General features: G+C 56.7%; 16 protein-coding genes. 7 read left to right on the top strand and 9 right to left on the bottom strand.

Features of this window, described 5'->3' with window-relative positions:
* Positions 1–335: 335 nt before the first annotated feature.
* Together pntA and pntB are read left to right on the top strand one after the other, a co-directional pair.
* Positions 336–1865, top strand: coding sequence for a Re/Si-specific NAD(P)(+) transhydrogenase subunit alpha (gene pntA, locus CWR52_RS02315; protein WP_008500544.1), 1530 nt, complete (start codon positions 336–338; stop codon positions 1863–1865).
* Between the two features lie 10 nt (positions 1866–1875).
* A complete protein-coding gene (gene pntB, locus CWR52_RS02310; protein WP_021241158.1) occupies positions 1876–3264 on the top strand; it encodes a Re/Si-specific NAD(P)(+) transhydrogenase subunit beta in 1389 nt (462 codons plus the stop codon).
* Positions 3265–3384: 120 nt separating this feature from the next.
* On the opposite strand, the gene uspE is transcribed toward pntB, so the two are convergent.
* From uspE to CWR52_RS02275, 7 genes are all read right to left on the bottom strand, one after another.
* Positions 3385–4335: a universal stress protein UspE gene (gene uspE / locus CWR52_RS02305; RefSeq protein ID WP_032640084.1), complete on the bottom strand. Its 951-nt coding sequence runs from the start codon at positions 4333–4335 to the stop codon at positions 3385–3387.
* A 109-nt stretch (positions 4336–4444) separates the two neighbouring features.
* On the bottom strand, positions 4445–4639 hold the full coding sequence (locus CWR52_RS02300) for a hypothetical protein (protein ID WP_044596726.1): 195 nt from the start codon (positions 4637–4639) through the stop codon (positions 4445–4447).
* Positions 4640–4779: 140 nt separating this feature from the next.
* Positions 4780–5532, bottom strand: coding sequence for a fumarate/nitrate reduction transcriptional regulator Fnr (gene fnr, locus CWR52_RS02295; RefSeq protein WP_006174991.1), 753 nt, complete (start codon positions 5530–5532; stop codon positions 4780–4782).
* 183 nt (positions 5533–5715) lie between these two features.
* The gene (gene ogt / locus CWR52_RS02290) at positions 5716–6231 is read right to left on the bottom strand and encodes a methylated-DNA--[protein]-cysteine S-methyltransferase (RefSeq protein ID WP_104948732.1); all 516 of its coding nucleotides are present in this window, start codon (positions 6229–6231) and stop codon (positions 5716–5718) included.
* Between the two features lie 10 nt (positions 6232–6241).
* Positions 6242–7768, bottom strand: coding sequence for a p-aminobenzoyl-glutamate transporter (gene abgT, locus CWR52_RS02285; RefSeq protein ID WP_104948731.1), 1527 nt, complete (start codon positions 7766–7768; stop codon positions 6242–6244).
* Positions 7769–7809: 41 nt separating this feature from the next.
* Positions 7810–9255 carry a M20 family metallopeptidase gene (locus tag CWR52_RS02280; RefSeq protein WP_104948730.1) on the bottom strand — a complete coding sequence of 482 codons (1446 nt, stop codon included), beginning with the start codon at positions 9253–9255 and terminating at the stop codon, positions 7810–7812.
* On the bottom strand, positions 9255–10565 hold the full coding sequence (locus CWR52_RS02275) for a M20 family metallo-hydrolase (protein WP_104948729.1): 1311 nt from the start codon (positions 10563–10565) through the stop codon (positions 9255–9257). The genes CWR52_RS02280 and CWR52_RS02275 overlap by 1 nt, the downstream gene beginning before the upstream one ends.
* A gap of 175 nt (positions 10566–10740) precedes the next feature.
* Here CWR52_RS02275 and CWR52_RS02270 point away from each other — a divergent pair, with 175 nt between their 5' ends.
* Both CWR52_RS02270 and smrA read left to right on the top strand, forming a co-directional pair.
* Positions 10741–11652 (top strand): LysR family transcriptional regulator, encoded by a 912-nt coding sequence (locus CWR52_RS02270; RefSeq protein ID WP_104948728.1) that lies wholly within the window; start codon positions 10741–10743, stop codon positions 11650–11652.
* 356 nt (positions 11653–12008) lie between these two features.
* A complete protein-coding gene (gene smrA / locus CWR52_RS02265) occupies positions 12009–12572 on the top strand; it encodes a DNA endonuclease SmrA (RefSeq protein ID WP_045910355.1) in 564 nt (187 codons plus the stop codon).
* Between the two features lie 26 nt (positions 12573–12598).
* Here the strand turns inward: smrA and tcp are convergent, their stop codons facing one another.
* Positions 12599–14260: a methyl-accepting chemotaxis citrate transducer gene (gene tcp, locus CWR52_RS02260; RefSeq protein WP_104948727.1), complete on the bottom strand. Its 1662-nt coding sequence runs from the start codon at positions 14258–14260 to the stop codon at positions 12599–12601.
* A 143-nt stretch (positions 14261–14403) separates the two neighbouring features.
* On the opposite strand from tcp, the gene CWR52_RS02255 reads away from it, so the two are divergent.
* The 3 genes from CWR52_RS02255 (at position 14404) to umuC (ending at position 17110) form a co-directional block, all read left to right on the top strand.
* On the top strand, positions 14404–15270 hold the full coding sequence (locus CWR52_RS02255; RefSeq protein WP_104948726.1) for an aldo/keto reductase family oxidoreductase: 867 nt from the start codon (positions 14404–14406) through the stop codon (positions 15268–15270).
* Positions 15271–15429: 159 nt separating this feature from the next.
* Positions 15430–15864, top strand: coding sequence for a translesion error-prone DNA polymerase V autoproteolytic subunit (gene umuD, locus CWR52_RS02250; RefSeq protein ID WP_104948725.1), 435 nt, complete (start codon positions 15430–15432; stop codon positions 15862–15864).
* Positions 15848–17110 carry a translesion error-prone DNA polymerase V subunit UmuC gene (umuC, locus tag CWR52_RS02245; RefSeq protein ID WP_104948724.1) on the top strand — a complete coding sequence of 421 codons (1263 nt, stop codon included), beginning with the start codon at positions 15848–15850 and terminating at the stop codon, positions 17108–17110. The genes umuD and umuC overlap by 17 nt, the downstream gene beginning before the upstream one ends.
* Before the next feature lie 83 nt (positions 17111–17193).
* On the opposite strand, the gene CWR52_RS02240 is transcribed toward umuC, so the two are convergent.
* The gene (locus CWR52_RS02240; RefSeq protein WP_104948723.1) at positions 17194–18174 is read right to left on the bottom strand and encodes an NAD(P)H-dependent flavin oxidoreductase; all 981 of its coding nucleotides are present in this window, start codon (positions 18172–18174) and stop codon (positions 17194–17196) included.
* Positions 18175–18269: the final 95 nt, after the last annotated feature.

Here is an 18269-nt window from a genome sequence, read left to right as displayed (position 1 = left end):
TTTTACAAGTTAATTTAATGTTAATAAGTTGTTCTCTTATGGCGCTATATCATGTTTTTACCGCTTCGCTTGCGCGAATTATCGGTTCTGGCGATGAATTTAAGGTAAATATCACTGTCAGTGGCGCCGATCGCTTATTTTTCACAGATAAAGTAAGAAATAGTGTTTTCTGGCGGTAGATCACGGCCGGTATTTTCAGTAGGTTATAGACAGTTTGTTACTGTTTTATTTTCCGGGGTGAATTGTGTCTCATTGCTTGTGTGATGGCGAAAAATGATACAAACCGCGGGCATTTATCGATAAACCATCATCAAAAACCGATGGAAGGGAAAACTATGCGTATTGGGGTACCAAAAGAACGGTTAGCCAATGAAACCCGCGTAGCGGCAACACCGAAAACGGTGGAGCAACTGCTTAAGCTGGGTTTTACCGTCGCGGTTGAAAGCGGCGCAGGCAAACTGGCGAGTTTCGATGACGAGGCCTTTATCCAGGCTGGCGCGGAAGTGGTGGACGGTGCCGACGTATGGCAGTCGCCGGTAATTCTGAAGGTCAATGCACCGGAAGAGAGTGAGATAGCGCTGCTGAATCCGGGCACCACGCTGGTGAGCTTTATCTGGCCTGCGCAAAATCCTGAGCTGATGGAAAAGCTGGCCGCGCGCGGCGTTACCGTCATGGCGATGGACTCCGTGCCGCGTATTTCGCGCGCCCAGTCGCTGGACGCCTTAAGTTCGATGGCAAACATTGCGGGCTACCGCGCCATCGTTGAAGCGGCCCACGAATTTGGTCGCTTCTTTACCGGTCAGATCACCGCGGCGGGTAAAGTCCCTCCGGCGAAGGTGATGGTGATTGGCGCGGGCGTGGCGGGACTTGCCGCCATCGGTGCGGCAAACAGCCTGGGCGCTATCGTGCGCGCTTTCGATACCCGTCCTGAAGTGAAGGAGCAGGTCCAGAGTATGGGCGCCGAATTCCTTGAGCTGGACTTCAAGGAAGAAGCGGGCAGCGGTGATGGTTACGCGAAGGTGATGTCGGAAGCCTTTATCAAAGCCGAAATGGAACTTTTCGCCGCCCAGGCGAAAGATGTCGACATCATTGTCACCACCGCGCTTATCCCGGGTAAACCGGCGCCGAAGCTGATTACCCGTGAGATGGTTGACTCCATGAAGCCGGGCAGCGTGATTGTCGACCTGGCTGCGCAAAACGGCGGCAACTGTGAATATACCGTAGCGAATCAGGTGACCACGACCGCGAACGGCGTGAAGGTAATCGGCTATACCGATCTGCCGGGTCGCCTGCCGACCCAGTCTTCTCAGCTGTACGGTACAAACCTCGTCAACCTGCTGAAGCTGCTTTGCAAAGAGAAAGACGGCAACATCACCGTCGATTTTGACGATGTGGTAGTCCGCGGTGTGACCGTGGTGCGTGAAGGTGAAATTACCTGGCCTGCGCCACCGATTCAGGTTTCGGCCCAGCCTCAGGCAGCGCCTAAAGCGGCGCCTGAGCCAAAAGAACCTGCCAAACCGGCTTCCCCGTGGCGCAAATACGCGATCATGGCGCTGGTGATTATTCTGTTCGGCTGGCTGGCTGACGTCGCGCCGAAAGAGTTCCTCGGCCACTTTACCGTCTTCGCGCTCTCCTGCGTCGTGGGCTACTACGTGGTGTGGAACGTCTCCCATGCGCTGCATACGCCGCTGATGTCGGTAACCAACGCCATCTCCGGGATCATCGTGGTGGGGGCGTTACTGCAGATTGGCCACGGCGGCTGGATCAGCTTCCTGAGCTTTATCGCGGTGCTGATCGCCAGTATCAATATTTTCGGTGGTTTCACCGTGACTCAGCGCATGCTGAAAATGTTTCGTAAAGGCTAAGGGGTAGCATATGTCTGGAGGATTAGTGACAGCCGCATACATTGTTGCTGCAATCCTGTTTATTTTCAGTCTGGCGGGGCTTTCCAAACACGAAACGTCTCAGCAGGGGAATAACTTTGGTATCGCCGGGATGGCGATTGCGCTGATTGCCACCATCTTCGGGCCGGATACTGGCAACGTAGCGTGGATCCTGGTGGCGATGATCATCGGCGGTGCGATTGGTATTCGCCTGGCGAAACGCGTTGAAATGACCGAGATGCCGGAGCTGGTGGCGATTCTGCACAGCTTTGTGGGTCTGGCCGCGGTGCTGGTGGGCTTCAACAGCTACCTGTACCACACGCCGGGTCTGGAACCGATTCTGGTGAATATTCACCTGACGGAAGTGTTCCTCGGTATCTTCATCGGTGCGGTCACCTTCACCGGTTCCATTGTCGCGTTCGGCAAGCTGCGCGGGAAGATTTCCTCTAAGCCGCTGATGCTGCCAAACCGCCATAAGCTGAACCTGGCAGCGCTGGTGGTGTCGTTTGTGCTGCTGGTGGTCTTCGTGCGTACCGAAAGCGTCGGTCTGCAGGTGCTGGCGTTGCTGGTGATGACCATTATCGCGCTGGCCTTCGGCTGGCATCTGGTGGCGTCCATCGGTGGTGCGGATATGCCGGTGGTGGTCTCCATGCTGAACTCCTACTCCGGTTGGGCGGCAGCGGCGGCGGGCTTTATGCTGAGCAACGACCTGCTGATCGTTACCGGTGCGCTGGTGGGTTCTTCGGGTGCGATCCTGTCTTACATCATGTGTAAGGCGATGAACCGCTCGTTCATCAGCGTCATCGCCGGTGGCTTTGGTTCTGACGGCTCGTCTACCGGTTCCGATGAGGAAGTGGGTGAGCACCGTGAGATCAGCGCGGAAGATACCGCCGAGATGCTGAAAAACTCGCACTCGGTCATTATCACCCCGGGCTACGGCATGGCGGTGGCGCAGGCGCAGTATCCGGTGGCGGAAATCACCGAGAAGCTGCGCGCGCGCGGCATCAAGGTGCGCTTTGGTATTCACCCGGTGGCGGGGCGTCTGCCAGGCCACATGAACGTGCTGCTGGCGGAAGCGAAAGTGCCTTACGACATCGTGCTGGAGATGGACGAGATCAACGATGATTTCGCCGACACCGACACCGTGCTGGTCATTGGTGCTAACGACACCGTTAACCCGGCGGCGCAGGACGATCCACGTAGCCCAATCGCCGGGATGCCGGTTCTGGAAGTGTGGAAAGCGCAGAACGTGATCGTGTTTAAACGTTCAATGAATACCGGCTATGCCGGGGTGCAGAACCCGCTGTTCTTCAAAGAGAACACCCACATGCTGTTTGGCGATGCCAAAGCCAGCGTGGATGCAATTCTGAAAGCGCTGTAAGTTGCGTTGAAACGAAAAAACCGCCGTATCCGGCGGTTTTTTTATTGCCGGGTGGCGCGCAAGCTTACCCGGCCTACGGTTTTGTAGGCCCGGCAAGCTTGCGCCGCCGGGCGTTAGGGGTCAATCGTCTTCCGGATCGTCGAGTTCAACCGGCGTCTGGTACTCATCCGGCTTGATAACCAGCAGGTCGCAGCGCAGATGGTCGATCACCTGCTCGGCGGTATTGCCGAGGAAGGCGGCAGAAATACCGGTACGGCCAATGGTACCCAGCACCACAATCCCCGCCTGCAGGTGTTCAGCCAGGTCCGGGATCACCTCTTCAGGCAGCCCTTTTTCCACGTGGGTCATTTTCTCATCGATGCTGAATTTCTGGCGCAGCGCTTTCATGGCCAGCAGATGCTGACCGCGGATCGCGTCGTTGTACACGCTCGGGTCAAATTCCGGCAGTTCAATGGCGATGTTAATCGGGGTGACCGGATAGGCGCCCACCAGATGCACTTCGGTATGATTGACCTGGTCGGCAAGCTGGATAGTCTCCTTCACCAGCTTCTCGTTCAGCGAATTGTGGTAATCCTCTTCGCTGGCGAGGTTTACCGCCACAACGGCTTTCCCGCCTTCAGGCCACGGCTGGTCTTTCACCATCCAGACCGGGCAAGGGCATTTACGCAGCAAATGCCAGTCTGTCGGGGTGAAGATCACGGATTCCAGCTTGTCGTGCTGGTGCGCCATCTTCAGCAGCAGATCGTGCCCACCGGCAACGACTTCCTGAATGATGGCTTCGAAAGGTCGGTTGTGCCAGACCACTTTAATATCAATGGGCACACCCGCTTCCAGGTAATACTTCGCCTGTTCGCGGATCCACGCGGTACGCTGGCTGATGACGCCCTGACGCATAGCGGTGCGCTCGTCAGGCGACAGAAGGGTGGTCATCTCATACGAGAAGTCATAGATCGGCAAAAACGCTTTGATTTTGCCACCAATCCGTTGATGTAAATACACAGCACGTCGTAATGCCGGCTGATCGTCCTGATTCGGATCGATTGCTACCAGCATGTTTTGATACTTGGCCATACAGGTCTCCTTACTACTGTCACCACAGTCTGTAATTAAAAGAGTAACCTATATATCCTGAATGAAACAGAGGGGAGGTTTTGCCAGATCAATAATTCATGAAAATTTATCAGAGGAAAAGCACCGTGGTCGTTACCGCAACAAACGCAATAAACAGCAGCACCATCACCGCTATCGCAAAGGTCGTGGAATCCTGAACGTAGGTTTTTTCCTCCCCCTTCATTGGGCCGACAAGCATGATCCAGATGAAGATAAAGGTCACGGAGGCAATCACGACTGAAACGAAAAACAAACTTTCTCTCAATTCATAACCTCAACGAGAACCTTTTGGGTGCTGTGTGGGGACGTGCTACGGTGAAAAGGTCAGATACAGGACAGGACGGGGTGACAGGCCAGACCGCTAAATCAGGAAAATTTATCGGTCTGGCTGTATACGTATGGCGTTTACGCCACGTTGCGGGCGTGCCCGGCAAGAACGGCCAGCGCTTCACCGTTTTCGATAGTGATGTATTTACCCTTAACGGCCAGCATCCCGCTTTTCTGGAAACGACCCAGCAGACGGCTGATGGTTTCCACCGTCAGACCCAGGTAGTTACCGATATCGCCACGCGTCATGGTCAGACGGAATTCACGCGGCGAGAAGCCACGCTCGGCGAAGCGGCGGGAGAGGTTGTAGATAAACGCGGCCAGACGCTCTTCTGCATTCTTTTTGGAAAGCAGCAGGATCATGTCCTGATCGCCTTTGATCTCACCGCTCATCAGACGCATCATCTGCTGACGCAGGTTAGGCATCTTGCCGGACAGATCGTCCAGGGTTTCAAACGGAATTTCGCAAACCATCGAGGTTTCGAGTGCCTGAGCAAAGCTCGGGTGATGGCCCGTACCGATGGCATCAAAGCCTACCAGGTCACCTGCCAGATGGAATCCGGTGATCTGCTCATCACCCTGCTCGGTGATGGTGTAGCTCTTGATGGTGCCAGAACGGATAGCATAGAGCGATTTCAGTTCGTCTCCCGCTTTAAACAGCGTCTGCCCTTTCTGAATAGGCTTTTTACGCTCGATGATATTATCAAGCTGATCGAGTTCATGCTCATTCAGGGTAAACGGGATACAGAGCTGGCTGATGCTGCAATCCTGGCAATGGATAGCACAACCGCCAGACTGAATGCGTCGTATAATTCGCTTTTCCGGGATCATAGGTTTGCTCAAGCCTTAATTGATATTGGTCAATTTTAACATCTTTTTGGTAAGTACGTAAGCCTGACAAACCCTCAATAAGGACAAGAGACGACAATGCGTCGCCATCTTCTTGAAATTCCACAGCTTGATTATGGATTTTTAGCCTAACCGGTAGAAAATTAAGCACAAAAAGCCTGGGAACTAGAGCAAAAGATACCCTTCGTGACGCAGTAACCACTCTTTTCGCTGCACGCCACCGGCATACCCGGTCAGGGTACCGTTGCGGCCAATGACGCGATGGCAGGGCACCACGATACTGACCGGGTTAGAGCCGTTCGCGGCACCTACGGCGCGTGCGGCCCCTGCGCGACCTAACTGCTCCGCGAGCTGGCCGTAATGCATCACCTGTCCGCAGGGAATGGCCCGCAGCGCCTGCCACACTTCGCGCTGGAAAGAGGTGCCTGCCGTGGCGGTTGGCAGAGTGTCAATGATACTGAGATCGCCGTCGAAGTACGCCGCAAGCTTGTCGCTCAGCCCACCCGGGTTGGTGGCGCTGATACGCTCAAAACCCTGAGCGCGATAATGAATGTTCAGCAGCTCTTCCATGCGGTCGCTGTGCTCTTCCCATTCGACGGCACGCAGATTGAACGCCTCATCGGCGATAACCCACAGCGGCCCAAGCGGCGTCGCAATCTTATCTTCGAGTAATCTCAGCATCCTCATTCCTTTAGTTCAGCCTCGGGTAAATCCCCGGTCCAATCGGCAGGCCGACAAGATACCATGCCACCAGCATCACCAGCCATACCCCTAAAAAGATAAGCGGGTAGGGTAAAACCAGCGAATAGTAGGTACCCAGTTTGGCCTCGGGTTTATAGCGCTGGAGGAAGCCTAAAAACAGCGGAACAAACGGCGAAACCGGCGCCAGCGGAATGACCGAAGAGTCCGCGATGCGGAACAGGATCTGCGCGAAAGCCGGATGGAACCCCAGCATCATAAACATCGGCACGAAGATCGGGGCCAGAATCGACCAGATGGCGGAGCCGCTGGCGATAAACATGCACAGCAGGGAGGAGAGCAGCGCCAGGCCGACAAACGCCGGTACGCCGCTTAACCCGGCCGCCTCCAGCGCATCGGTCAGACCCACGGCCATAAACTTGCCCATGTTGCTCCAGTTAAACATCGCCACAAACTGGGCCAGCGGGAACACCATCACGATAAAGCCCGCCATCTCCTTCATCGGCTCGATCATCAGCTGCGGCAGATCGCCCTGGCGACGGATTTTACCGGTGGCGATACCGTAGGCGAGCGAGACGACAAAGAAAAACAGAATAATCAGCGGCACGATACCCTGGATAAACGGCGAAGGCAGGACGGTATGTTTCACCGGATCGCGCAATATGCCGTTTTCCGGCACCACCATCAGCGCCACCGCGGCAATAAACGCCAGCGAGACAATCCCCGCCACGCGCAGGCCGAAGCGCTGCGCTTTGCTCAGGGTTTCCAGCTTTTCATCACTGCGGCCTTCCCATTTACCCAGCCGCGGCTCGACGAGCTTATCGGTAATCAGCCCGCCGACAATCGTCAGGATAATCACCGAGCTTGCCATAAAGTACCAGTTGTCGATCACGCTGACGTGCATGGCCGCATCAATGGTTTTCGCCGCCTCCGTACTGATGCCCGAGAGCAACACGTCGGTGGTGACGATCAGCAGGTTAGCAGTAAAGCCGCAGCCCACGCCTGCAATCGCGGACAGCAGACCCGCCACGGGATGGCGCCCGACGGCGAGGAAAATCAGCGCCCCCATCGGCGGCATGATCACCAGCGCAGCGTCGGAGGAGATATGGCTGAAGAAGGCGATAAACAGCACCATGTAGCTTGCGTACCGCGCGCTGACGTGAGAAGCCATCTTCACCATCAATGCGGGCAACAGGCCGACGCGTTCAGCCAGACCGGCGCCCAGCACCAGCGCCAGAATGGCGCCGAGCGGGGCGAATCCGCTGAAGTTTTTAATCACGTTGGGTAAAAACCAGTGCAGCCCTTCAATGCTCAGCAGGTTTTTCACCGCCACCAGGCTGCCGTCGGCCGGGCTGCGCACGCTGACGTCAAAGGCGGAGAGCACGGCGGTGGCGACCATCAAAATCACAATCAAATAGATAAAAAGCAGGAAAGGGTGCGGCACTTTATTGCCGATCCTTTCAACCCAGCCATAGAGCTTACCGGATGGGGAATGCGAAGGTATGGATGACATACTCATGGGCGTTCCTCGGGACTGTTGTGTTGTTGTGTTGTGTTTTTTTATTTTAAAGGTGACGGTGTCACGCCTCGCGGGATCGGACACACGTACGGTTTTTCTTCTATTTGTTGTTCGAACTCTTCACGGCATTTTTTCAGCAGCGCGGCGTCCTGCAGCAGATGTAACGCGGTCGCGCCCATCACTTTCCCGGCCAGCAGCATGCCTTTATGGGCAATAGAGGTTCGCCCCTGAGATACCAGTTGCCAGGTATGCAGCGGCGTGCCGACGGTAAAGCAGGGGCTGAAGCACTGGGCGACCGGCATTTTCCAGCTGACGTCACCCACGTCGGTTGAGCCTGCCAGCACGTTGTCGGTGACGGCATAAGGCGCGACTTCATCCACCAGCAGCGTCGCATGATGACGACGGGCAAAGGCTTTACCCGCTTCGCCACCCGTGGCGGCAATATTTTTCAGGCTGTTTTGCAGATCGTTGGGCGTCAGCGTGGCGCGGATCTCGCGGGCAAACTCTCGCTCTTCGTCGGTCCACTCCGGCGTGCCGTAGTGCTGCAGGGTGCGATACATCGCCGCCTCAAGCGTGCGGTTCGGCAGGTAGCTGGAGCAGGCTTTGTCAAAGCGGCACTCGACGGTGGTTTCGGTCATCAGCGCCGCGCCCTGGGCAATTTTCTCGATGCGTTCGTAGATCTGCTGCGCATCCGCCATCTCCGGGGCGCGGATCAGGTACAGCACCTCGGCCTGCGCCTGTACCACGTTGGGCGAAATCCCGCCGGTATCGGTAATGGCGTAATGGACGCGCGCTTTCTCGATGATGTGTTCGTTAAGGAAGTTGGTGCCGGTGGTCATCAGCGTCACGGCGTCCAGCGCGCTGCGTCCCAGATGAGGGGAGTTGGCCGCGTGCGCCGCCACGCCGTGAAAACGCCAGGCGGCCTGAATATTCGCCAGCGTGCTGACGTTAAACATCCCGGCAAAGGCTTCCGGGTGCCAGGTGACGGCGGCATCGACGTCATCAAACAGCCCTTCGCGCACCATAAAGGTTTTCCCGGAGCCGCCTTCTTCACCGGGACAGCCGTAAAAACGCACCGTTCCGCTGCCGCCGTGCTGCTCCAGCCAGCTTTTCACCGCCACCGCGCCCGCAAGCGCCGCGGTGCCTAAGAGGTTATGTCCGCAGCCGTGGCCGTTAGCCCCCGGCGTGGCGGTTTGCGCGGTCGCGCAGTGTGCCTGCTGGCTTAACCCGGCCAGCGCGTCGTACTCGCCCAGCAGGGCGATAACCGGTTTCCCGCTGCCGAAGCTGGCGATAAAGGCATTTGGGATACCGCCTGCCTCGCGGGTCAGCGTGAAGCCTTCGGCTTCCAGCTCGCTGGCCAGCCGTTCGGCGGACCAGACCTCTTCAAAGCGGGTTTCGGGACGATCCCAGATCGCGTCGGCAATATCGGTTAACGTCCGACATCGCGTATCGATCGCATCGGCAATAAAAGCGTAGTTCTCCTGCATTACACACCTCGCGTCCACGGGAAATTCAGCGCAGTTCGCGCCAGCGTTTCGATGGCGACAGGCATCACCTGCTCATCGAAGTCGAATTTTTCGTTGTGATGTCCGGCGCTCAAATCCGTGCCAAACACCATATAGGACGCCATGCCGCCGTTCTGCTGCACGCGGGCCATCATCAGCGTGGCGTCTTCGGATCCGGCCGGGGCTTTTACCTTATCGATGGCGTGAACAACCCCGGAAACCTGGCTCGCCTGTTCGCGCAGATAATCAACCCAGGCCGGCGTCGGCGCGCTGGAGGTGGCGGCCCCCATCAGGCGCATCTCCGCGCTCACGCCGTAGAGCGCCGCCGCGCCGGTAATCACCGCCTGCGCGCGTTCAAAGACATACTGATTAATCGCTTCGCTTTCACCGCGGGTTTCAACCTTCATCAGCGCATTCGCGGGCACCACGTTGCGTCCGCTGCCCGCCTGCATCACGCCGACGTTTACCCGGGATGCGCCGTCGCTGTGCGGGGCGATGCTGTGCAGGGCGAGGGCGGCCTGCGCGGCAGCGAGCAGGGCGTTACGACCGTCCTCCGGCTTACCGCCCGCGTGTGCGGCCACGCCGGTGAAGCTCACGTCGAACTTGGTGGTGGCCATAAAGTTATCGCTGCCGCAGATTACCGTCCCGGCAGGCACGCCGGTGCCAATATGAATGGCCGTGAAATAGTCCACGTCATCCAGCGCCCCGGCGGCAACCATGGCGCGCGCGCCGCGCGTTCCTTCTTCGGCAGGCTGGAAGATCAGCTTGATGGTGCCGTTCAGCCGGGCTTCATTCTGCTTAAGCACCTGTGCCAGCCCCAGACCAATGGTGGTGTGGCCGTCGTGTGCGCAGGCGTGCATCATTCCCGGATTGCAGGAGGCAAACCCGTCGCGGAACGGGCGATGGCTGTCGTCGAGCGCTTCGCTTAAATCAAGGGCGTCCATGTCCACGCGAAACGCCAGGGTTGGGCCAGGGCGGCCGGTATTCAGGGTGGCAACAATGCCGGTAAAGCCGCCTTCAAACGGCGCCAGCCATTTCTCAGGCGCGCCTTGCTTGCGCGCGCGGGCAAATTCTCGCGCCAGGGTCGCGTCATCGGGCAGCCCCATCCGGCTTTCGGCATCGACGACGTCGCGCCCCATCGCCAGCGCGTAACCCAGCGAGTCCAGGGTCTCCGCGACTTTCGCGGCGGTACGAAACTCTACCCAGCCGGATTCCGCAAAATGGTGAAAATCGCGACGCCACGCGCTCAGCTGCGGGGTTAACGTCTGGATGTAGTGCGCCAGTGTGTCCATATCTGTTCCTGTCATCATTAAAATATGTGAACTGCTTCACGCTGTGATAGTTTTTACTTATCACTAACCGATATTTCACAGTTTTAACCGTTCAGGAATTACCCTCGCACATCCCTTTCCAGTAAAGTAGATGACAGTTTCTTTACTCTGATAAACAACGGTTATCGGTCGGGCTATGTCATTTCAGGTTAAATTCCATCATCTCCGGGCGTTTGTTGAAGTTGCTCGCCAGGGCAGCATTCGCGGTGCCAGCAGGACGCTGAATCTTTCCCAGCCGGCATTGACCAAATCCATCAAAGAGCTGGAGGAGGGCATGGCGGCGCAGCTTTTCGTGCGCAGGAGTAAGGGCGTCGCGTTGACCGAATGCGGCGAGGGCTTTTACCAGCGCGCCCGCCTAATTCTGGAAGAGCTGCGCGCGGCGCAGGATGACATTCGTCAGCGGCAGGGGGAACAGGCCGGGCAGATCAACATCGGGATGGGGGCCAGCGTTTCGCGCACCCTGATGCCCGCCGTCATCACCCGCTTTCATGCCCAACATCCGCAGGTCAAAGTGCGGATAATGGAAGGACAGCTGGTGTCGATGATCAACGAATTACGGCAGGGCGAACTGGACTTCACCATCAACACCTATTATCAGGGACCTTACGACCAGGAATTTACGTTTGAAAAACTCTTCGAGAAGCCGTTTGCGGTATTTTGTCGCGAAGGGCATCCGGCAACAGTAGCAACGTCGATTAATGAACTTCTGCATTATAACTGGACAATGCCGACGCCGCGGGGAAGTTATTATAAGCAGTTAGAAGAGGTATTTAGCCATCGCTCGCAAATACCGCGAATTGGTGTGGTCTGCGAAACCTTTTCCTCCTGTATTAGCCTGGTCGCGCAAAGCGATTTTCTAAGCATATTGCCGCAGGAGCTAGGGTGTGACCCGCTGCTGGCGCACCGCCTGGTCATGCTGCCGGTTGTCGAATCGCTTCCAAAAGCTGCATATTATTTAATTCAGCGCCGCGATTCACGTCAGACGCCCCTGGCTGAATCGTTAATTACACAGTTCAGACGGGAAGCGAGGAAAATAATCGTGGCGTGAAAGTGAGATAATAAAAAAACAGGATCTGCCCGACATCAGACAGATCCTCCAGTACACACAGCAGTGCGTCCTTTCGCCAATCCTGAGTATTATATCCATGAAGCAGGTATATTTAGGTATAACACCTTTCCCGCAAAATGAAAGGATATTGAGTGTTTGATTTTACGAAAATTTAACACAAATCACTTATTTCATCTTTGCTGAAATTTTAGTTAAGTCATATTTAACTTTATTGTATAAATACTATATATATTCATCAGGTTAATATTTGTTGCGCACGACGGCCTGTAACGGTGATTGAGGCCTGTCTCGGGCGCAGGTATAGTACCGTCCTCAGTTGTAGCCGGAGGATATCCATGAACCCTGACGACAAATCCTTTTTTCTTGACGCCATGGAAGATGTCCAGCCGCTGAAGCGTGGCCCGGATATTCACTGGCAGCCCAGCCGCAATACGCGGACGCGCCAGGAGGTGGATAGTGAACAGCTGGATAACTTCCTGACGCTGGATTTTCTTGACCTTCTTCCCCTGGAAGAACCGCTGGCGTTCCAGCGCGAAGGGGTGCAGCAGGGCGTTATCGATAAGCTGCGCTCGGGTAAATATGCCCGCCAGGCCAGCTTAAACCTCCTGCGCCAGCCCGCCGAACGCTGCCGTCAGATGCTCTATTCTTTTATCTGCCAGGCCAGACGTGACGGGTTACGTAACCTGATTATTATTCACGGGAAAGGGCGGGAGCAGAACTCACATCCTAATGTGGTGCGCAGCTATCTGGCGCGCTGGTTAACCGAGTTCGAGGATGTACAGGCCTTCTGCGTGGCGCTGCCGCATCACGGCGGCAGCGGGGCATGCTATGTTTCACTGCGAAAATCCGATGAAGCAAAACAGGAAAACTGGGAGCGGCACGCCAAGCGCAGCCGCTAGCGGGCGATTTCTCGCCCGCTGGTGACTCAGAAGGTTTCCCAGTTGCTGTCGGTAGAGGCGGCTGTAGTTGCCGGGCGCAGCAGCTGTGGCGTTTTCAGACTGGCCGGGCGTGGGGCGACCGCTTTTTCTTTTCCGTTCAGGCGAAACGCGGCTACGGCCTGGCGCAGCTGCTCGGACTGATCTTCCAGTGCCGCAGCCGCCGTGGCGGACTCCTGCACCAGCGCGGCGTTTTGCTGCGTCACGCTGTCCATCTGCGAAACGGCCAGGCTCACCTGCTCAATACCGCGGCTCTGCTCGTCAGAGGCAGATGAAATCTCACCCATGATATCGGTCACGCGGGTGACGGCGGCGACAATTTCCTTCATGGTGGTGCCAGCCTCGCTGACCTGCTCAGAACCGGTATTCACCCGGCTGACGGAGTTCTCAATAAGCCCTTTGATCTCTTTTGCCGCCTGCGCGCTGCGGCTCGCCAGCGTACGGACTTCGCCTGCAACAACCGCAAAGCCACGCCCCTGTTCCCCGGCGCGCGCCGCTTCCACCGCTGCGTTAAGCGCCAGAATGTTGGTCTGGAACGCGATGCTGTCAATCACGCCGGTAATATGCGCAATTTGCTGCGAACTGTCGGCGATTTCGTTCATGGTGCGAACCACGTTATCAACGACGTGACCGCCGCGCGCGGCCGTTTCAGAGGCGTTTTTCGCCAGCAGCGTGGCCTGACGGGCGTTATCGGAGTTCTGCTTCACGGTCGCGGTCAGCTCTTCCATGCTGGCGGCGGTCTCTTCCAGCGAGGCGGCCTGCTGCTCGGTGCGGGCGGAAAGATCGTTGCTTCCTGCGGCAATTTCGCCTGCGCCGGTGTAGATGGAATCGGTGCTTCCGCGCACGGCGCTGACGGTGGTCACCAGCGACTGCTGCATCTCATGCAGGCCCGCGGCCAGCTGACCCATCTCATTGCGGCCCGAGATAGCGATATCCTGCGTCAGGTCGCCCCCTGCAATGGCGCGAATATGGTTCATAATGGAGTGGAGTGGTTTTAACAGCAGGTGCTGTAAACCCTGCCAGATGACCACCAGAACCGCGATAACGGCCAGCAGAATTGCCGCCAGCGTCCACTGCATCTGCGTGAAGCTGCTCTGATTCTCTTCGGTTGCGGCCTTCAGCAGGGTGTTGTTTTCGGCGCGCCAGCGGTTATAGACCGCTTCCATATCGTCCTGCGCCTGCTGCGCGTCCAGATCGCCATAGGCCTGATAGTTATCGGCGCGCAGATACTCAATAGATAAACGCATGACTTCGTGCATCTGGTTCCAGGATTTCTGCATCTCGTCGGTCAATGCCGCCTCCTGGCCCTTAACCTGCGGCAGTTTCTGCCACTCTTTGTTATAGGCTTCGGCTTTTGCGAGCGAGTCGCTTGCTGTGCCCAGCAGTTTATTGATCGCCGCCAGGGAAGCCGGATCACGCTGGTTTTTCAGGTAGCGGATCGCCACGCGGGTGACGGTGACGCGCGTTTTCACCAGCGTGTTCACGCTGTCGCTCAGGCTTTCCTGCTGGGCGTTGAGCACGCCGGAGTTCTGGAAGTTATGGCGATCGTTGCTGACGGCAGAGTAGAACAACCCTCCCGTGACAACTTGCAGCAGACAGAATATGGTGAGGGCAAAGATAATACCGGTAATCACGTGCAGATTTTTCAGCATAGCGGTCGTCCGTTAGAGAAGATGCAGGGTTACTTCATTACTATCGTCGTAGAGAATGTAAACTTTAATTAACTCGCGCTTAACTAAAGGCTCCCTGAGGGAACCTGTTGTAAATCCGGATCATTTTTATGAGGAAGGTCAACATGAGCAGCATTGATAAAAGCGGGACATACGCGCTTGGGACGCGGACGGTGAAACGACTGGGCTACGGCGCGATGCAGCTGGCCGGGCCGGGCGTCTTTGGTCCGCCGAAGGATAAGCAGGCCGCGCTGGAGGTGTTACGCGAGGCCGTGGCGGCGGGGGTGAACCACATTGATACCAGTGATTTTTATGGCCCTCATGTCACCAACCAGCTGATCCGCGAGGCGCTTCATCCTTATCGGGACGATCTGACGATCGTCACCAAGATTGGTGCCCGTCGCAACGACAAAGGCGCCTGGCTGCCGGCCTTTTCCGCGCAGGAACTGACGCAGGCGGTGCATGACAACCTGCGTAATCTGCAGCTGGACGTGCTGGACGTGGTGAATCTGCGGATCATGTTTAGCGCGCACGGGCCAGCGGAAGGGTCGATTGCTGAACCGCTCTCCACCCTGGCAGAATTACAGCAGCAGGGGCTGGTGCGGCATATTGGTCTGAGCAACGTCACGGCCACCCAGGTCGCGGAAGCGCAGAAGATGGTGCAGGTGGTGTGCGTGCAGAACATGTACAACATTGTGAACCGGGGTGATGATGCGCTGGTGGATCTGCTCGCGCAGCAGGGGATTGCGTATGTGCCGTTCTTCCCACTGGGCGGCTTTACGCCGCTGCAATCGTCCGGGCTGAAGGCTGTGGCGGATTCTCTGGGCGTCACGGCAATGCAGGTTGCGCTGGCATGGCTGCTGCAGCGTTCCCCGAATATCCTGCTGATCCCGGGCACCTCTTCCGTGGCGCATCTGCGGCAAAACCTCGCGGCGGGGGAACTGCAGCTGCCGCCTGACGCGCTGGAAACATTGAATACGCTGATGGACTGATCGTCACAGGCGCAAAGCCCGACATGCACTTCCGGGCTTTGCGCGTTTTAAATCTTCTGACACTTCAACGCGTTTGGGTTCGCTTCCGGAAATGACCTTGATCCCTGGCCATAATCCGTAATACTGTATTTATATACAGTATCTGGCGAGAAAGGCATTATGGACACTCTCTTTTCTTATCATCCAAACCAATCTATTGAATTACCGTTGTTTGCAGAGCGTGTAGCCTGTGGTTTCCCCAGTCCGGCTCAGGATTATGTGGAGGATCGTCTCGATCTTAACCGGCTGGCAGTAAGACATCCCAGTGCGACCTATTTTATCAAGGTGAGTGGAGACTCCATGATTGGCGCGGGGATTGGCGACGGCGATCTGCTGGTAGTTGATCGCTCGTTAAATGCCGAACATGGGGATATCGTCGTGGCGTCGGTCGCCGGTGAGTTTACGGTGAAGGAGCTACAGACGCGCCCGGCTCTGAGACTTCTGCCGCATAATGTCCGCTATCAGCCGATTACCTTTCATTCCGAAGAGGAACTGCAGATCTTCGGCGTCGTCACCCACACGCTTAAAACGCATAAACATGTTCGCGCTGGTTGATGTGAACAGCTTCTATGCCTCCTGCGAGAAGGTATTCCGCCCCGATCTGGAGGGGAAGCCCATCGTGGTGGTGTCCAACAACGACGGCTGCATTATTTCACTGTCGCGGGAGGCAAAGCAGTTCGGCATAAAAATGGGTGAGCCCTATTTTAAATTCAAAGAGAAGCTTTTTCCGGCGAGGGTTTACGTCTTCAGTTCAAACTATGCGCTGTATGCCGACCTCAGCAGTCGGGTGATGCAGACGCTGACGGATCTGGCTCCGGCCATAGAAATTTACTCGATCGACGAGGCGTTCGTGAACGTTTCAGGGATCGGTAACTGCATGTCGCTGGACGCGTTCGGACACCAGATGCGCACGCAGGTCTTTAAAAACACGGGCTTAACCGTTGGCGTCGGCATTGCTCCGACCAAAACGCTGGCGAAGCTGGCCAACTATGCGGCGAAACGCTGGGCCAGTACTGGCGGCGTGGTCGATCTGTCGGGCCGCGAGCGGCAGCGTAAACTGCTGGCAAAGGTTCCGGTAGAGGAGGTATGGGGCGTAGGGCGGCGCATCACGAAAAAACTGAACGCGATGGGGATTACCACGGCGCTGGAGCTGGCGGAGGCCTCCTCGTGGGTCATTCGCAAACATTTTAACGTGGTGCTGGAGCGTACGGCGCGCGAGCTTCGCGGCGAGCCCTGTCTGGACCTGGAAGAGTACACCCCCACGAAGCAGCAAATCATCTGTAGCCGTTCGTTTGGTCATCGCATTACGCAATATGAAGAGATGCACCAGGCGATTTGTGCCTACGCGGAACGCGCCGCAGAGAAACTGCGCGGCGAGCATCAATACTGTCGTTTTATCAGCGTGTTTGTGCGCACCAGCCCGCATGCAGACAACGAAATTTATTACGGCAATCAGGCTTCGGTCACCCTGATGACGCCCACCAATGACTCGCGGGATATCATCCATGCCGCCACGGAGGCGCTGGGGCGGATATGGCTCGACGGGTATCGCTATATGAAGGCCGGGGTCATGCTGGCGGACTTTTTCAGCAGCGGCGTCGTTCAGCTTAACCTGTTTGACGACAATCGCCTGCGCGCCAACAGCGCGGCGCTGATGGAGATGATCGACAGCGTCAATCACTCCGGCAAAGGGAAGATATGGTTTGCCGGGCAGGGGATTGAGAAACCGTGGGCGATGAAGCGGGAAATGTTGTCACCGGCCTATACGACGCGGTACGCGGATTTACCGGTGGCGAGGTAGATGGTGGCTATGTGTGACAAAGAACCGCAGACGGTTTGCGGACGCTGCTCCTGTGCAGCGCCCATAGCATCAGGGTTAAGGGCTTACTCAACCGTTAACGCATCGACAACCTCGGCCACGCTTCTCACGCTGCGGATATTCCCGATCCCCGTGCCGAGCGCGATATAGCCTTCATCGGTATTATTTTCCAGCATGCCCAGGCGCAGGCCCCGTAATCCGCCCATCGACTTGCCCAGCGCTTCGTTGCTTGCGCCCGCTTTATCCATCGCCGCCAGTTTTTCCGCCAGCTTGCCGGGAAGAGAACGATAGTAGTGGGGGACAGTGCGGAAAAGCAGCAGGTCCAGGCCGTTGGCGGTAACAATTTTCTCTTTGACCCCCTGTGGCACGCGGCTTTCTTCGGTACTGATAAACACCGAGCCGGCAAACACGCCCTCCGCACCTAACGCATGCGCCGCTCTGGCGGTGCGACGATCGGTAATACCGCCCGCCGCCATCACCGGAGCATGCTTCACGGCATCGGCAATCAGCGGCACGATGGAAAAGGTGCCCAGCGCCGTTGCGGGTAACGTCCCACCTTCATCAAAACCGGTGGCGACGATGATGTCTGCCCCCATTTCTTCAGCGAGACGGGTATTTTCCGGCGTGGGATTGATGTCGCGGTAGATAATGGCAATGCCCGCCTCTTTTAACTCACTAAACAGCGCGGGAATAATGCTGCCTTCCCCGTAGCCCGTGTACACCACGGCTCTGACGCCTTCCTCTTTTACCACCTTAAGAATTGGCCCGGTCCAGACGTCATTAACGGCGGTGGGGATCAGGTTAACGCCGAAGGGTTTTTCGGTCAGCCGTTTGGTTTTACGAATTTCTTCCCGCATTTTTTCGGCGGTCTCTTCCGGCGTGGAGACCGCGGTATCGGCGGTTAACCCTGCGTTGGGACCCAGCACGCCGAGTCCTCCGGCATTGCTGACCGCGGCCACTAAACGGGCATCAGTAAGCCAGGATAACGGTCCCTGAATAACGGGCTTTTCGATACCCAGGATCTGACAGATACGGTTATTTTTCATAGCAGACTCTCCCTTACGTTTGAATGAAGGAGAGTGTAAAGAGTAAGATTGTTAGGAAAAATAGCCAGAAAGATTCATCACTGTTATAAAATCAA

It is taken from the genome of Enterobacter sp. SGAir0187 (genome assembly GCF_002952735.2).
In the GTDB taxonomy this organism is placed as follows: domain Bacteria; phylum Pseudomonadota; class Gammaproteobacteria; order Enterobacterales; family Enterobacteriaceae; genus Enterobacter; species Enterobacter quasiroggenkampii.
This window is presented reverse-complemented; position numbering and strand designations above follow the sequence as displayed.

Bases quoted from the DNA above. Each gene is read 5' to 3' on its own strand.
- CWR52_RS02270 (WP_104948728.1), top strand. From the start codon at position 10,741: ATGTCATTTCAGGTTAAATTCCATCATCTCCGGGCGTTTGTTGAAGTT.
- CWR52_RS02275 (WP_104948729.1), bottom strand. From the start codon at position 10,565: ATGGACACACTGGCGCACTACATCCAGACGTTAACCCCGCAGCTGAGC.
- fnr (WP_006174991.1), bottom strand. From the start codon at position 5,532: ATGATCCCGGAAAAGCGAATTATACGACGCATTCAGTCTGGCGGTTGT.
- tcp (WP_104948727.1), bottom strand. From the start codon at position 14,260: ATGCTGAAAAATCTGCACGTGATTACCGGTATTATCTTTGCCCTCACC.
- pntA (WP_008500544.1), top strand. From the start codon at position 336: ATGCGTATTGGGGTACCAAAAGAACGGTTAGCCAATGAAACCCGCGTA.
- umuC (WP_104948724.1), top strand. From the start codon at position 15,848: ATGTTCGCGCTGGTTGATGTGAACAGCTTCTATGCCTCCTGCGAGAAG.
- CWR52_RS02280 (WP_104948730.1), bottom strand. From the start codon at position 9,255: ATGCAGGAGAACTACGCTTTTATTGCCGATGCGATCGATACGCGATGT.
- smrA (WP_045910355.1), top strand. From the start codon at position 12,009: ATGAACCCTGACGACAAATCCTTTTTTCTTGACGCCATGGAAGATGTC.
- CWR52_RS02255 (WP_104948726.1), top strand. From the start codon at position 14,404: ATGAGCAGCATTGATAAAAGCGGGACATACGCGCTTGGGACGCGGACG.
- uspE (WP_032640084.1), bottom strand. From the start codon at position 4,335: ATGGCCAAGTATCAAAACATGCTGGTAGCAATCGATCCGAATCAGGAC.
- ogt (WP_104948732.1), bottom strand. From the start codon at position 6,231: ATGCTGAGATTACTCGAAGATAAGATTGCGACGCCGCTTGGGCCGCTG.
- umuD (WP_104948725.1), top strand. From the start codon at position 15,430: ATGGACACTCTCTTTTCTTATCATCCAAACCAATCTATTGAATTACCG.
- CWR52_RS02240 (WP_104948723.1), bottom strand. From the start codon at position 18,174: ATGAAAAATAACCGTATCTGTCAGATCCTGGGTATCGAAAAGCCCGTT.
- pntB (WP_021241158.1), top strand. From the start codon at position 1,876: ATGTCTGGAGGATTAGTGACAGCCGCATACATTGTTGCTGCAATCCTG.
- abgT (WP_104948731.1), bottom strand. From the start codon at position 7,768: ATGAGTATGTCATCCATACCTTCGCATTCCCCATCCGGTAAGCTCTAT.